The organism is Pantoea sp. y20, assembly GCF_054903455.1.
In genome coordinates this window covers 3,546,565-3,561,870 of sequence record NZ_CM142816.1, presented here as the reverse complement: position 1 = coordinate 3,561,870, position 15,306 = coordinate 3,546,565, and the positions used below count along the sequence as shown (strand labels likewise).

The window sequence follows — 15,306 nt, the reverse complement described above, 5'->3', positions numbered from 1 at the left end:
GAAAACATGAAAACCCCGATACTGAGTGTATTATTTCTGGTGACGGGCGCTGCTCAGGCGCAATCCCACCTCGATGACATCCGCGCAAGCAAAACCTTAAAAGTCTGTACCACCGGTGATTACAAGCCATATAGCTATTTGCGCAGCGATGGCCAATACGAAGGATTGGATATCAGCATGGCGCAATCGCTGGCGGCAAGCCTGGGTGCAAAAGTGCAGTGGGTGCCAACCACATGGAAAACCCTGAGCGATGATTTTGTGGCCAAGCAGTGTGACATCGCATTGGGCGGCGTATCGGTCACCCTCAAGCGTCAGCAGATCGCCTGGTTTGCCCAGCCGCTCGGCATCGATGGAAAAATTCCACTGGTGCGCTGTGCTGATAAAGCGAAATATCAGACGGTTGAGCAGATTAACAAGGCGAGCGTGCGCGTGATCGAACCGGCAGGCGGCACCAACGAAGCCTTCGTGCACAGCCATCTGCCGCAGGCAACGCTGCAGCTGGCTGACAACGTGGGGATTTTCCAGCAGTTAGTGGATAACAAAGCGGACGTAATGATCACCGATGCGTCTGAAGCGCTGTTCCAGCAGCAGCATTATCCCACGCTGTGCGCCATCAATCCGGACAAACCGATGCAGTACGGCGAGAAGGCCTACATGATCCCGCGCGATGATATGAGCTGGAAGTTGTATGTCGATCAGTGGCTGCATCTCAGCACCGCCACCGGCGAATACGCCCAGATTACGAAGAAATGGTTAGGCGCGAAGTAGCGACGCCATTCCTGGCGATCTGAGTTTCTGGTGCGCCATAACGCGCACCAGATAACAGAACTCAGCGATACAAACTCGCCTTACCCAACCCGCCAAACAGATTCATTTTGTAGCGAATGACTTCCTTCGCCGCCGCAATGGCATCGGGATAAATCACATTCGGATCCCACCAGGTTTCGCGTGCCAAAATCTCGCGCAGCTTAGCGAAATAGGCGAACTTCATGTCGCTGGAAATATTGATTTTGCCCACGCCCAGCGTCACCGCTTCCGCGATCTCGGCATCCGGATTTGCTGAACCGCCGTGCAGCACCAGCGGAATAGTGGTGCGCTGCGCAATGTCTCTGAGGATATGCATCTGCAGCTCAGGCTTCATATCTTTCGGGTAGATGCCGTGCGCGGTGCCAATCGCTACCGCCAACGTATCCACACCGGTGCGCTGCACGAAATCCTCTGCCTGCGCCGGTTCGGTGTAGATCACTTTACTCACGCCGCCTTCCACTGAAGTGCCGGTATCGCCGATGGTGCCGAGTTCACCTTCCACCGAAACGCCCACCGCATGCGCCAGTTTCACCACTTCTTTGGTCAGCGCCACATTCTCTTCATAAGGCAGCAATGAACCATCGATCATCACTGAGGTAAAGCCGCATTGAATAGCGCGCAGCACCTGAGCAATGGACGCACCGTGATCGAGGTGGATGGTGAACGGCACTTTGCTTTTCAGCGTGCGCTCGCGCACATAGCCAAAGAACTCATCAGTGACAAACTCCAGCTCGCTTGGATGGATGGAAATGATCGCCGGCGTATGGGTAGCTTCAGCTTCTTCAACTACCGCGCGGATAAAGCAGCTGTCGGCCACGTTAAAAGCGCCAATCGCGTAGCGGTGTTCACGAGTTGGTGCCAACATCTCTTTCATTGAAATCAACATGTTAATATTTCCTCAGCGTGATGTTTACCGGAGCCGACGCATGCGCCGACCCGATAGTGGATATGAATGTGAAATTGATAATGCGACCTTGTGTCGCCATTCATGGCGAACACCAACCAACCTGATGACTAAACCTTGCCCGCCGATCCCGACCAGCTCAGATACTCCGCCACCACTTCACGGCAGGCGGACTCCATCAGCCCAAGCACATCGGCTAACTCAGCGTGAGGATGCTGCTTCAAGGCCTGTTCCACCGCCATTTTTCCGGCATCAAACACCGCCGCGCCGACGTTGATCTTAGCAACGCCAAACTCACTAACGCGGCGAATATCCTCAGCGGGCGTGCCCGATCCGCCGTGCAGCGCCAGCGGTCGCGAAGAAATGGCCTGCAACTCCTGCAAGCGCTGAAAGTCGATCTTTGGCTTCACGCCCGCCGGATAGAGCCCGTGCGCGGTACCGACCGAAATCGCCAGCAAATCAATGTGGGTTTGCTCGATAAACGGCAGCACATCGGCCACCTGCGTCATCTTCACTGAGGCATCAGCCAGTTCGTAGGTTGGCGCATCGGCAATATGTCCTAGCTCGCCCTCGACGCACACGCCGGCGGTATGCGCCATCTTCACCACGGCGGCGGTCTGGCGAATGTTCTCGGCGAGCGGTTCAGAAGAGGCATCGATCATTAAGCCGGTAAAACCGGCGCGAAACGCCTGACCAATCAGCGGAAAGGCTTTGCCGTGATCGAGTGCCAGCGCCACCGGCACGCTGGCAGTCTCGGCCAGCGCACGCACTAACGGCACCGCGACAGCAGGCGGGAAGTGCGCGCTGTGTCCCTGATAAACATTGAGGATCAGCGGAGCGCGCTGCTGCTCGGCGGCCTGAATGGCGGCGCGCGCGGTTTCAAGGTTGAAGCAGTTGATCGCTAACACCGCATAGCGCTGTTGGGCGGCGGCCTGAATCAGGTCGTTCATCATGGCAAACATGGTGGCTCCTTATTCCAGAGTGAATTTGATCTCTTCATCGCGGACGCCGGGGGCTTCCACGTCATCGAACTCTTCATCCGCCTGCGTCACCGGCTTTTTCAATACCGACAGCATCACGCCGCACACCGTGGTGCCGATGCCGAGTGCCAAACAGAACAGCCAGGGTTTAGTGAACAGCGGCACCACAAACATGCCGCCGTGCGGCACCGGTGCGCCGACCCCCCACACCATAATCAGCCCACCGGCGATGGCGGAGGCCACCACGCAGCTGCCGACCACGCGGAACAGGTCGCGCGCTGCAATTGGAATCACGCCTTCGGTAATCATGCAGATGCCCATCGGGAAGGCGGCTTTTAGCGCTTCTTTTTCCGCTTTGGTATATTTGTTGCGGCTCAGCAGATAAGAGAGCGTGATGCCGAACGGCGGAATCATTGAGCCAACAAACTTCACCGCTTCCGGTCCGTAAATGCCGTCAACCAGCATGCCGTCGGCGAACAGCGACATGGTTTTATTCACCGGACCGCCGAAGTCGAAGGTGGCCATCGCGCCAAGGATCGCGCCCATCACAAATTTCGAACCGCCTTGCATCGACTCCAGCAGGGCAATCAGCGCCTTCTGCAGCCAGACAATCGGCTGGCCGATGAAGGTCATCATCAGCAGCCCAGCGATAATGGTGCTCAGCACCGGCAGCACCATAATCGGCATCAAGCCCTGCATCGATTTCGGCAACTTAATGGTGCGGCGCAGCAGCAGCACGGTGTAACCGACCAGGAAGCCACCGAAGATGCCGCCGATAAAGCCGGTACCGATCTGCCCGCAGATAAAACCGACGATCAGGCCAGGCGCGAAGCCGGGACGATCGGCAATCGAGTAAGCAATCGCCGCGCTGATCAGCGGCACAATTAGCCCCATGCCCCAACCGCCGATCTGATTCAACATCCACGCGAGAGTGCCGGTCTGTTTGCCGACATCCGGCCCGCCGATCACCTGGCCGAGCGCGATGCAGATCCCGGCGGCGACGATCAGCGGGATCATCCACGAGATCCCGGTAAGCAAATGCCCTTTGATCTCCTGGCCGTACTGACGTTTGTTGTCACTCATGATGGATCTCCTCAGGCGCGCGCCAGTGAATCCGCCACTTTTTCGAGGAATTTCACCGGTGATTTGATCACTACTTCGGTTTTCACTCGCACAATGGGTTTGCCCTGAAAGCGCTCCTCGCCTTTGATCTTCACGTCAACGGCGAGGATCACCACGTCCGCAGCGGCGATATCTTGCTGCGTCAGCGCCGTTTCGGTGCCGATGGTGCCCTGAGTTTCAACGTGGATGGTGTGGCCCAGCGCGTGGGCCCCTTTAATCAGTTTTTCGCGCGCAATATAGGTATGCGCGATGCCTGCCGTGCAGGCCGCTACACAGACAATATTCATGTGTCACCTCAGAGAGTTAGGGTGTTAACAGAGGTCGGTTTCGGCGTACTGACTAAACAGCCGGATGATATTGCTGGCATCGTTTTCCACCAGCAGTTGGGCTATCACCTCATCATCGGCCAGCGCACTGGCCACCTGCGACAACAGGCGAATATGGGTGGTGTTCTGATCTTCCAGTCGCACCGCGAACAGGATGATGCAGCGCACCTGGCTGCCATCGAGCGTTTCCCACGGTATGTCGTGTTGGGTGCGGCCGATGGCGAGCGTGGTTTGTTTCACCGCGGCGGATTTACCGTGCGGGATGGCGATATGATTTTCGAAGCCGGTGGAACCTTCAGCTTCCCGCAGCCAGACGTCTTCAATAAAGGCGGCGCGGTCGCTGATGGCGCCGTCGTGGTAGAGCAAATCGGTGAGCTCATGAATCGCTTGCTCTTTGGTGGTGGCGGTCAGCGCCAGGTTAACGCGGCGCGGCGTCAGAATGCGCGAAATATCCATGATCAATCCTCATTCAATTAATGTTCAGCCAAAGCGCAGGAGGCGCCGTCAGGCAGCTGGCTGCCAATCATGGCGTCAGTCACCCGCCGAATATCGTCATCGTTAAAAAAGGCGCTGACATACACCGCCGGAACCGCTCCGGCGTTAAGGTGAATAGTAGTAATCACCAAATCCACCGTTTCTCGCTGGCAAAACTCCGCGTGATTACTGGCGGAAACCACGCCGACAATCTCCCAATCCGGGAAGGCGCGCAGAATGCGACTCTTCAAAAGATGCGAGGTTCCCACGCCGCTGGAGCACACCACCAGAATGCGTTTGTGGGCGATTTGTCGCTCCAGCGCTGCCTGGAAATGCACGCACAGATAACCTATTTCGTCATCCGCCACCGATGAAAGTCCCTGGCTGCGCGCGGTTAATTGCATCGCCTGTTGCGTTAATGAAAATATTTCCTTCATCTCCTGCTGAATATCCTCCAGCAGCGGATTACGAATGTGAATATGATATTTGAGTCGATTTAATAATGGCTTTATATGAACTAATAACCCTTCAAATAATAATCGGTCCTGCGCTAAGTCCTGCTGAATAAATGACGCGAAGCGATCGATTAATTCACAGGTTATTTTCACTGATTCAGCGGTGGAAAATTGATTATGCAGCGGGGCATTATCGCCACGCTCTTCCACCACAATGCCGGACGAGACAATATATTGATAAATAAAACCCACTTCATCGGCGGGCAATGCGCAGCACATGCGCTGTTCAATCTGCACCACCATATTTTGGGCAATCTTCAGAATGCGCTGGTCAAGATCCTGCGCGCTGGTCAGGGTTTCCAGCGCCAGCGCGTTACCTTGCGCCATGCGATGCATCATGATCAGAATATGGGTGCAGAGATTGAGGTACCACGCGTCGCCCAACGGATAACTCAGTTGCTGCTCCATTTGCTGCAGCAGCGCCTGCACAAAAGCCACATCCTCGTCGCCAAAATAGTGCACCAGCGCTTGCTGGCTGCCGGGATCGAGGCGTGGTAGCAGCGGCGTGCCGGCGACGTTTTGCTGCATCACATCATTAATTAGCGACACCATCGCCTGGCGCAGCGTCTGCTCATTGCCTTCGATGTGGGTGCCGCCGGGGCCGCGCTGCAGCACCAAACCCAGCGGCTGCAGCCACTCTTCGATCACCTTCAGGTCATTCACGATTGACGCATGACTAATAAAGTAGCGTTCCGACAATTTACTGATTGAAGTTGCGCGTGGCGCATCGCTCAGCAGCTGCGAGGCAATTTTCACCCGTCGGCTGTTGTGGCTCAGCGCATCCGAACTGCTTTCGTCGCCGTTAAGCTGCTGCTCCAGTTGCAGACGCTGCTGCAGATCGTCTACCCGCAGACGTATGCCGCGTCCCGGCATTTTTTCCAGCTGCAGCGACCAGTCGCGAAGCCAACTCTCCAGCCATTGCAAATCGCGCTGGATGGTTTTCTCCGACACGCCAAGCTGTAAAGCTAATTCTTTTGTCGGCTGCGGTGCGGCATGATGCAGCAGCAATTTTACTAATCGGTGTTGTCGCGAAGTCAGTATTTGCATTCGTTCACCCTTATTTTGGCAAAACGTTTATGGCTAATTGGTGGTTATATTTATTCCATGCCAGAAATCAGACGCGCAAAAATGTGGGGCTTGTGGAGTATGAATTTAGGAGAGTAATCACTAAGCAACAATACTAAATGTTGTCCTGGCTTGCGGACACTATTAATACGCTAATTGCCTCGCGATATTAATTGCGAAGTTGCTCACAGATTATTGCCGATATTCACTGTGACATGGCTCCCATTCCGTTTTAATTTTCCAACCAATATCACGCTATTTAATGCAAGACGATTCTGTTTGCTGAACGGGCTTCTCTGTGACTAAACCGCACGAATAAGGTAATATCCTCGCCAAATGACCGCCGGATGTCCCGCCGTTGCGGGCCACGAAGTGAGGATGCGAGCTGAATGAGCGAATTGACGCAGGATGGTGCAGAGCGTCTTGCCCTGCACACGTTTACCGAAAACGCGTACCTGAACTACTCCATGTACGTGATCATGGACCGCGCGCTGCCGTACATCGGCGATGGCCTCAAGCCAGTGCAGCGCCGTATTGTGTATGCCATGTCGGAATTGGGTCTCAATTCCAATGCTAAATTCAAAAAATCGGCGCGTACCGTTGGTGACGTGCTGGGTAAATACCATCCGCACGGCGACAGCGCCTGTTATGAAGCGATGGTGTTGATGGCGCAGCCGTTCTCCTACCGCTATCCGCTGGTGGATGGCCAGGGAAACTGGGGTGCGCCGGACGATCCAAAATCCTTCGCCGCGATGCGTTACACCGAATCGCGCCTGTCTAAATACGCTGAAATCCTGCTGGGTGAACTCGGTCAGGGCACGTCCGATTACATCCCGAACTTCGACGGCACCCTGCAGGAGCCGAAGATGTTGCCGGCGCGTCTGCCCAACATTCTGCTCAACGGCACCACCGGCATCGCCGTGGGGATGGCGACCGACATTCCGCCGCATAACCTGCGCGAAGTAGCGGAAGCAGCGGTCAAGCTGATCGACAACCCGAAAACCACGCTGAATGAGCTGCTGGATATTGTGCAAGGTCCGGATTACCCGACCGAAGCGGAGATCATCACGCCACGCAGCGAAATCCGTAAGATTTATCAGAGCGGTCGCGGTTCGATTCGTCAGCGTGCGGTGTGGAAAAAAGAAGATGGTGATGTGGTGATCACCGCGTTGCCGCATCAGGTGTCGGGCGCACGCGTGCTGGAGCAGATCGCTAACCAGATGCGCAATAAAAAGCTGCCGATGGTGGAAGATCTGCGTGATGAGTCCAACCACGAAAACCCGACGCGTTTAGTGATTGTGCCGCGCTCCAATCGCGTGGATCTCGAGCAAGTAATGAATCACCTGTTTGCCACCACCGATCTGGAAAAAAGCTACCGCGTTAACCTGAATATGATCGGACTGGATAACCGTCCGGCGGTGAAAAACCTGCTGGAAATCCTCTCTGAATGGCTGGTGTATCGCCGCGATACCGTGACGCGCCGCCTCAACTATCGTTTAGATCGCGTGCTGCGTCGCCTGCATATTCTTGAAGGTATGCTGGTGGCGTTCCTCAATATTGATGAAGTGATCCACATCATCCGTACCGAGGATGAGCCGAAGCCGGTGCTGATGTCGCGTTTTGACATCAGCGAAACCCAGGCCGAAGCGATTCTCGAACTGAAACTGCGCCATCTCGCCAAACTGGAAGAGATGAAGATTCGCGGCGAGCAGGCGGATTTGGAAAAAGAGCGCGATCAGCTGCAGGCGATTCTGGCGTCCGAGCGTAAGATGAGCAATTTGCTGAAGAAAGAGCTGCTGGCCGATAGCCAAACCTACGGCGACGATCGCCGTTCGCCGCTGCACGAGCGCGAAGAAGCCAAAGCGCTGAGCGAAACCGAGCTGGTGAGCGCTGAGCCGGTGACCATCGTGCTGTCGCAGATGGGCTGGGTGCGCAGCGCCAAAGGTCACGATATCGATCCGGCGGGCTTAAGCTACAAAGCGGGCGACAGCTATCTGGCCGCCGCACGCGGCAAGAGCAATCAGCCGGTGGCCTTTATCGACTCCACCGGACGCAGCTACACGCTGGATCCGACCTCATTGCCGTCCGCGCGCGGACAGGGCGAGCCGCTCACCGGCAAACTGACGCCACCGCCGGGCGCGGTGATTGAGCAGGTGCTGATGGAGCCCGACGATCAGAAGCTGTTGATGGCCTCTGACGCCGGTTACGGTTTCATCTGTACCTTTGCCGATCTGGTGTCGCGCAACCGTGCCGGTAAAGCGCTGCTGACGCTGCCGGAAAACGCCAAAGTGATGACGCCAATGGCGGTACATTCGGGCGATGATATGCTGCTGGCAATTACCCAGGCCGGACGCATGTTGATGTTCCCGGTTGGCGATCTGCCGCAGATGTCGAAAGGCAAAGGCAACAAGATCATTTCGATTCCTGCAGCGGAAGCCGCGGCGGGCACCGACAAACTACAATGGTTGCTGATTCTGCCGCCGGGCGCGTCAATCACCGTATATGTCGGTAAACGTAAGCTGATCATGCGTGATGAAGATCTGCAGAAAGTGCGTGCCGAGCGCGGTCGTCGCGGCAGCGTGGCGCGTGGCCTGCAACGCATCGATAGCGTAGAAGTGAATGCACCAGCGCGTCCGAAAGCCGACGCGAGTGAAGAGTAACGCTGTAATTCAGGCGATGGAATGCCCCATTTGAGGAATCTATGTTACTAATTTTACGAGCAATTATTGTTATTGTTTATTCGATTCTGGTCAGTATTGTTGGCTGTATCTGGTGTCTGTTTTCACCGCGTAATCCGCGTCACGTCGCAACCTTCGGCCATCTGCTCGGTCGTCTGTCGACGGTGTTTGGTCTCAAAGTGGAACTGCGTAAACCGGCGGAAGCCGCGCATTACGGTAACGCGATCTATATCGCTAACCACCAGAACAACTACGACATGATCACGGCGGCCAAAATCGTGCAGCCGACCACGGTGACCGTGGGCAAGAAAAGCCTGCTGTGGATTCCGTTCTTTGGCCAGCTCTACTGGCTGACCGGTAACCTGCTGATTGACCGTGATAACCGCTCCAAAGCGCACGGCACCATCGGTGAGTTGGTGGAACAGTTCAACAAAAAGCGCATTTCGTTCTGGATGTTCCCGGAAGGGACGCGCAGCCGCGGTCGTGGTTTGCTGCCGTTCAAAACCGGTGCGTTTCATGCAGCGGTAGCAGCCGGTGTGCCAATCATCCCGATTGTGGTTTCCAACACCCACGACAAGATCAAGCTGAACCGCTGGAACAACGGTTTGGTAATTGTGGAGATGTTGCCGCCGGTCGATACCTCGCAGTTTGCCACCACCTCGGTGCGTAAGCTCGCCACGCACTGCCGTGAATTAATGTCGACTAAACTGGAAGAATTGAACGCCGAAGTCGCCGAACGCGAAAAAAACGGTAAACTCTGAGCAGCCAAAATGGGGCAGGTGATCATCTGCCCCGTTCTCAAGCCACACAGCAACTCATCATTAATTAGAACAACATGGACACGGCGTCCTCACGCCACGCTCAAAAGGTCTGAAGTTTTATGTCTTGCAGCAGACGTCAGTTTATTCAGCTTTCTGCCGGTGTCGCACTGGCTTCCGGTGCTATGCCTTTCGCCGCCCGCGCCGCCGCGCCATTGGGCGATACGCCACTTCCTATTCCACCGCTGATTGAATCACGTCGCGGTCAGCCGCTGTTTCTCACCTTGCAGCGCAGCCATTGGTCTTTCAGCGGCAACAGCAACAAAGTGCCGGTGTGGGGCTTTAACGGCATGTATCTCGGCCCAACGGTGCGCGTGTATAGCGGCGACGATGTGAAGCTGATTTACAGCAACCGCCTCAACGAACCGGTATCGATGACCGTCAGCGGTTTGCAGGTGCCGGGCGCGTTAATGGGCGGTGCGCCGCGCATGATGTCGGCCGGAGCTGATTGGGCGCCGGTGCTGCCGATTCGTCAGGGCGCGGGCACATTGTGGTATCACGCCAATACGCCAAATCGCATGGCGCCGCACGTCTACAACGGACTCGCCGGCATGTGGCTGGTGGAAGATGACGTCAGTAAATCGCTGCCGCTACCGAAGCATTATGGCGTCGATGATTTCCCGCTGATTATTCAGGACAAGCGCCTCGATAACTTCGCCACGCCGGTTTATAACCCGCCCTCCAGCGGCGGTTTTATGGGCGACGTGCTGCTGGTGAACGGCGTGCAAAATCCCTATGTCGAAGTGTCGCGCGGCTGGGTGCGTTTGCGTTTGCTGAACGGCTCGAACGCGCGCCGCTTCGATCTCACCTTCTCCGATAGTCGTCCCTTTACGGTGATCGCCAGCGATCAGGGCTTCCTGCCTGCGCCGGTGGCGGTGCAGCTGCTGACGCTGGCTCCCGGCGAACGTCGTGAAGTGCTGGTGGATATGTCGCAGGGCGATGAAGTTTCGATCATGGCCGGAACGGCGGCGGGTTTGATGGATCGCCTGCGCGGATTGTTTGAGCCGTCATCGATTCTGACCAATACGCTGGTGCTGAGCTTACGCCCAACCGGTTTATTGCCGCTGGTGACTGACAATCTGCCGATGCGTTTGCTGGCGGATCAGATTCTTGATGGTGTGGCGGTGCGCACGCGCGAATTCCGCATTGGCGATAGCGAGCCGGGCATTAACGGCGTGTTGTGGGACATGAACCGCATCGATACCACCGTGCAGCAGGGCACCTTTGAGCGCTGGATTATCCACGCGGATCGCCCGCAATCGCTGCATATTCAGGGCGTGATGTTCCTGATTAAGAACGTCAATGGCGCGCAGCCGATGGGCGAAGATCGCGGCTGGAAAGATACCGTTTGGGTGGATGGCAGCGTGGAACTGCTGGTGAGCTTCCCGCAGAGTTCGTCGGATCATTTCCCGTTTGTCTATTACAGCCAGACGTTAGAGATGGCAGATCGCGGGACGGCGGGGCAGTTATTGGTGAATTCAGCGTCTTAATGCCCTCACCCCAGCCCTCTCCCGCAAGCGGGCGAGGGAGCAGATCGAGCAAAACGCACCTTACGGTTCCCTCTCCCGCAAGCGGGCGAGGGAGCAGAGCGAGCAAAACGCACCTTACGGTTCCCTCTCCCGCTAGCGGGTGTACAGTCCGGGGACATGGTGAACACTTGTTCGGGGACATGGTAGACACTTACAACTAAGGCATAAGAACCCGTTTATGGAGTCGCTTATGTCCTGGGATGCGAGAGATACCATGTCATTACGTAAAGAGTTTGTTCTGTTCGCCTCGCAAGACGGGGCGAACATCCGCGCACTCTGCCGTCACTACGGCATTTCTTCCGCCACTGCCTACAAGTGGCTTCGCCGCTGGGCTGAAGAGGGAGAATCCGGTCTTGAGGACCGCCCCTGCATACCCCATCACTCTCCCAACCGCTCGTCTGACGACATCACTGACCTGCTTCGTATGGCGCATGAACTTCATCAGCACTGGGGCGCGCGCAAGATAAAGCGCTGGCTCGAAGACCGCGGACACCGCATGCCCGCCTTCAGCACCGTCCACAGCCTGATGGCCCGCCACGACCTGCTGCCGGGCTCAGCTCCGGGTGTCCCGGCCACGGGCCGGTTTGAACATGCGGCCCCGAACCAGCTCTGGCAGATGGATTTCAAGGGGCATTTTCCCTTTGGCGGCGGCCGCTGCCACCCGCTTACCCTCCTTGACGATCACTCCCGCTTCTCGCTTTGCCTCGTACACTGCGCTGATGAGCGGCGTGAGACGGTGCAGAAGCAGCTGGTCAGCGTCTTTGAACGTTACGGCCTGCCGGACCGGATGACGATGGATAACGGTTCACCGTGGGGCGACACTACCGGGACCTGGACGGCCGTCGAGCTGTGGCTTATGCGACAGGGTATCCGGGTGGGGCACTCCCGGCCTTATCATCCGCAGACGCAGGGCAAGCTGGAGCGCTTTCACCGCAGCCTGAAGGCTGAAGTGCTGCAGGGGAAGTGGTTCGCGGACGACGGTGAGCTGCAGCGCGCCTTCGACCACTGGCGGACGGTTTATAACCTTGAACGCCCGCATGAGGCGCTGGATATGGCGGTGCCGGCGTCGCGCTATCAGCCATCGGCTCGGCAGTACAGCGCCAGCGTAACGTCAGCGGAATACGACGAGGGCGTGATGGTCAGGAAGGTGGATATCAGCGGGAAGCTGAGTATAAAAGGCCTGAGTCTGAAGGCAGGCAAGGCGTTCAGGGGAGAGCACGTTGGCCTGAAGGAGATGCAGGAAGACGGGTGCTACGAGGTATGGTGGTACAGCACAAAAGTGGGGGTGATCGACCTGAAGAAAAAGTCGATCACCATGGGTAAAGGATGTTAAAAAGTGTTCACCATGTCCCCGAACACCTGTCTACCATGTCCCCGGACTGTACAGCGGGAGAGGGTTAGGGTGAGGGGAAACGCGCGCCATTCTACCCGTTAAACGCCTCCGGATCCGGTCCCAAACGGTTGCCGCTATCCAGCTTACTGATCTCACTCACTTCAGTTTTATCCAACCTAAAATCAAACACCTGGAAATTCTCACGAATGCGTTCCGGGGTAATCGACTTCGGAATCACCACCAGGCCGCTATCCAGATGCCAGCGAATCACGATTTGTGCCGGCGTCTTGCTATATTTCTTCGCCAGCTCGCGGATAATCTCCTGATCAAACACGCCTTTACCGCCTTGCGCCAGCGGGCTCCAGGATTCGGTTTGAATCTGGTGCAGCGCATTCCACGCATGCAGCGTGCGCTGTTGCAGCATAGGATGCAGCTCGATCTGGTTCACCACCGGCGACACGCCGGTTTCATCGATCAAACGCTTCAGATGCGCCTCGTGGAAGTTACATACGCCGATGCTCTTGGTTAAGCCCTGTTGCTGCAGCTCAATCAAACCTTTCCAGGCTTCAACGTAGTGATCTTTTTCCGGGCACGGCCAGTGCATGAGATACAAATCCACCTGCTCTAACTGCAACTTCTTCAGGCTGGTTTCCATTGCCTGTTGCCAGTTGGTCTGGTCGTCGTTCCACAGCTTGGTGGTGATAAAAATCTCATCGCGCGCCACGTCGGTCTCTTGCAGCGCTTGCCCAACCGCTTCCTCATTTTTGTAGATAGCGGCGGTATCGATGGAGCGATAGCCAACTTTCAGGGCTTCCAGGATGGCGTTGCGCGCATCCTCAATGCTCGCTTGCCACACGCCGAGGCCAAGCTGCGGCATCATGTTGCCGTCGCGCAATTTAATAATGGGTTGATCTGCCATAATTGCTCCTTATCTGTTGCAGGGACTTACCGTAGAAAAGATGTGCTTAAGTCTAGTCAACAAACCTCACCTCAGGATCATTGTGGCAAGCGGGCGGCACTTTTGCCTGATAGATTTCTGCAAGAATCTTGCCTGATTCTCCAGAATGATGGAGCTTTGTACAGCCTTACGGCAAACTGACTTTTTTGCTGCCTGAGAGAGATGCATGCCAAACGACGCCCTTTGCCGCCAGCTAGCGCAGCGCGTAGTTGCGCTGATGAGTGACCTGCATAAGCCGCTGTGCACGGTAGAAAATGTCAAATTGATCTATGCCTGCGAAACCTTGCCGCGTACGCCGATGATGTATCAACCCGGCATCGTGATTCTGTTTCAGGGGCGTAAAACCGGCTATCTCGGCAGCACCGTTTTCCACTACGACGCCACCAAATATCTGATGCTCACCGTACCGCTGCCGGTGGAGTGCGAAACCGAAGCCACGCTGGCGGAGCCGCTGGCCGGCATGTGTTTGAGCGTGGATGTCGCCAGCCTGCAGGATTTGCTGATGGATATCGGCGATGACGAGCAGTTCCAGCCGCAGGCACAAACCTCCGGCATCCATTCGGCGTTCATGAGCGAAGAGATGCTGTGTGCGGCCGAACGCTTGCTGGATGTGATGAATAACCCGCGCGACGCCCGCGTGCTGGGGCCGCAGCTGGTGCGCGAGATCATCTATTACGTGTTAACCGGACCGATTGGCGGCGCGTTGCTGTCGCTGGTCAATCGTCAGACGCAGTTCAGCCAGATTGCGCGCGCGCTGCGTCGCATCGAAAACCACTTCGCGGAGAGTTTGAGCGTCGACATGCTGGCCGCTGAAGTGAACATGAGCGTTTCGGCGTTTCATCATAACTTCAAAGCGGTGACGCAAACCTCGCCGCTGCAATACCTTAAGCGCTATCGCTTGCATCAGGCGCGCCTGATGATGCTGCAGGATGGCATGAAAGCCAGCGCGGCGGCGGTGCGCGTCGGTTATGAAAGCCCATCGCAGTTTTCGCGTGAGTTTAAGCGCTATTTCGGCGTGACGCCGGGAGAAGAGGCGAGCCGCGTGCGTCAAACCTTACCGTTTGACGCCGCGTCGTAATCAGGAGAGTTTCTGGCGGCGTTTTTTCCAGATCACCACAATGCTGCCGGCCAGGCCGATAAACAGCAGCGCGATCGGCAGAATCATCAGGATCGCCATCACCTGATCTTCATGGCGCTTGATAAAGGGCACATGGCTGATGCCGTAGCCCAGCGTCACCACAATTCCAACCCACAACAAGCCGCTCAGCCAGTTAAACAGCTGGAAGCGGCCATTGTTTAAGCCGGAAATCCCGGCCATGGTCGGCAGTAAGGTGCGCACAAAGGCCAGGAAGCGGCCAACCAGCAGCGCCATCAAACCGTGGCGGTTAAACATATTCCACGCGCGCTGATGATATTGCGCGGGCAGATGCAGCAACCAGCTTTTCACCAGTTTGGTGTTGCCGAGCCAGCGTCCTTGCAGATAGCTGAGCCAGCAGCCGAGACTGGCCGCCGTGGTCAGAATCACAATGGTCGGCACGAAGTCCATCACACCTTTGGCGACCATCGCGCCCGCCAGTAACAGCAGGCTATCGCCCGGCAGGAATGACGCGGGCAGCAAACCGTTTTCCAGAAACAGCGTTAAAAACATCACGCCGTAGACAATCCAAACCACATCCGGATTGCCGAGCGCGGCAAAATCCTGATGCCAAAGCGCCTGGACAATCTCATGTAAAACACCCATCAGCTATTCCATCGAGTCACAAGGAGTCTAATTTTAACCTTCTGTGGCATTGCATA

14 protein-coding genes are annotated in these 15,306 nt (G+C 56.3%); 6 read left to right on the top strand and 8 right to left on the bottom strand.

What is annotated here, in order from left to right; all coding sequences use genetic code 11:
• Nucleotides 1-6 precede the first annotated feature (6 nt).
• Nucleotides 7-768, top strand: a complete 762-nt coding sequence (locus ACYAC5_RS16455) for a transporter substrate-binding domain-containing protein (protein WP_192412120.1) — start codon at nt 7-9, stop codon at nt 766-768.
• Nucleotides 769-829: 61 nt separating this feature from the next.
• Here ACYAC5_RS16455 and ACYAC5_RS16450 read toward each other — a convergent pair whose 3' ends face one another.
• The 6 genes from ACYAC5_RS16450 to ACYAC5_RS16425 form a co-directional block, all read right to left on the bottom strand.
• Nucleotides 830-1,693, bottom strand: coding sequence for a ketose-bisphosphate aldolase (locus tag ACYAC5_RS16450; protein ID WP_101763006.1), 864 nt, complete (start codon nt 1,691-1,693; stop codon nt 830-832).
• Nucleotides 1,694-1,821: 128 nt separating this feature from the next.
• Entirely contained in the window at nt 1,822-2,673 is an 852-nt protein-coding gene (locus ACYAC5_RS16445; RefSeq protein ID WP_462062032.1) for a class II fructose-bisphosphate aldolase, read from the bottom strand.
• A gap of 9 nt (nt 2,674-2,682) precedes the next feature.
• Complete coding sequence (locus ACYAC5_RS16440; protein WP_101763008.1) at nt 2,683-3,774, bottom strand: PTS fructose transporter subunit IIC; 1,092 nt, start codon at nt 3,772-3,774, stop codon at nt 2,683-2,685.
• A gap of 11 nt (nt 3,775-3,785) precedes the next feature.
• The gene (locus tag ACYAC5_RS16435) at nt 3,786-4,100 is read right to left on the bottom strand and encodes a PTS fructose transporter subunit IIB (RefSeq protein WP_101763009.1); all 315 of its coding nucleotides are present in this window, start codon (nt 4,098-4,100) and stop codon (nt 3,786-3,788) included.
• Nucleotides 4,101-4,124: 24 nt separating this feature from the next.
• Nucleotides 4,125-4,595 carry a PTS sugar transporter subunit IIA gene (locus ACYAC5_RS16430; protein ID WP_061720482.1) on the bottom strand — a complete coding sequence of 157 codons (471 nt, stop codon included), beginning with the start codon at nt 4,593-4,595 and terminating at the stop codon, nt 4,125-4,127.
• 17 nt (nt 4,596-4,612) lie between these two features.
• A complete protein-coding gene (locus tag ACYAC5_RS16425) occupies nt 4,613-6,175 on the bottom strand; it encodes a BglG family transcription antiterminator (protein ID WP_101763010.1) in 1,563 nt (520 codons plus the stop codon).
• Between the two features lie 407 nt (nt 6,176-6,582).
• On the opposite strand from ACYAC5_RS16425, the gene parC reads away from it, so the two are divergent.
• From parC to ACYAC5_RS16405, 4 genes are all read left to right on the top strand, one after another.
• Complete coding sequence (gene parC, locus ACYAC5_RS16420) at nt 6,583-8,853, top strand: DNA topoisomerase IV subunit A (RefSeq protein ID WP_137386541.1); 2,271 nt, start codon at nt 6,583-6,585, stop codon at nt 8,851-8,853.
• Nucleotides 8,854-8,894: 41 nt separating this feature from the next.
• Nucleotides 8,895-9,632, top strand: a complete 738-nt coding sequence (locus ACYAC5_RS16415; protein WP_101763012.1) for a 1-acylglycerol-3-phosphate O-acyltransferase — start codon at nt 8,895-8,897, stop codon at nt 9,630-9,632.
• A gap of 119 nt (nt 9,633-9,751) precedes the next feature.
• On the top strand, nt 9,752-11,179 hold the full coding sequence (gene ftsP / locus ACYAC5_RS16410) for a cell division protein FtsP (RefSeq protein WP_462062031.1): 1,428 nt from the start codon (nt 9,752-9,754) through the stop codon (nt 11,177-11,179).
• Between the two features lie 229 nt (nt 11,180-11,408).
• On the top strand, nt 11,409-12,551 hold the full coding sequence (locus ACYAC5_RS16405) for an IS481 family transposase (RefSeq protein ID WP_462062030.1): 1,143 nt from the start codon (nt 11,409-11,411) through the stop codon (nt 12,549-12,551).
• Between the two features lie 91 nt (nt 12,552-12,642).
• On the opposite strand, the gene dkgA is transcribed toward ACYAC5_RS16405, so the two are convergent.
• On the bottom strand, nt 12,643-13,470 hold the full coding sequence (dkgA, locus tag ACYAC5_RS16400; RefSeq protein WP_462062029.1) for a 2,5-didehydrogluconate reductase DkgA: 828 nt from the start codon (nt 13,468-13,470) through the stop codon (nt 12,643-12,645).
• 205 nt (nt 13,471-13,675) lie between these two features.
• Between dkgA and ACYAC5_RS16395 the strand changes: the two genes are divergently transcribed.
• On the top strand, nt 13,676-14,587 hold the full coding sequence (locus tag ACYAC5_RS16395; protein WP_462062028.1) for an AraC family transcriptional regulator: 912 nt from the start codon (nt 13,676-13,678) through the stop codon (nt 14,585-14,587).
• Here ACYAC5_RS16395 and ACYAC5_RS16390 read toward each other — a convergent pair whose 3' ends face one another.
• Nucleotides 14,588-15,250 carry a DedA family protein gene (locus ACYAC5_RS16390; RefSeq protein ID WP_101761796.1) on the bottom strand — a complete coding sequence of 221 codons (663 nt, stop codon included), beginning with the start codon at nt 15,248-15,250 and terminating at the stop codon, nt 14,588-14,590. It abuts the gene before it with no gap.
• Nucleotides 15,251-15,306: the final 56 nt, after the last annotated feature.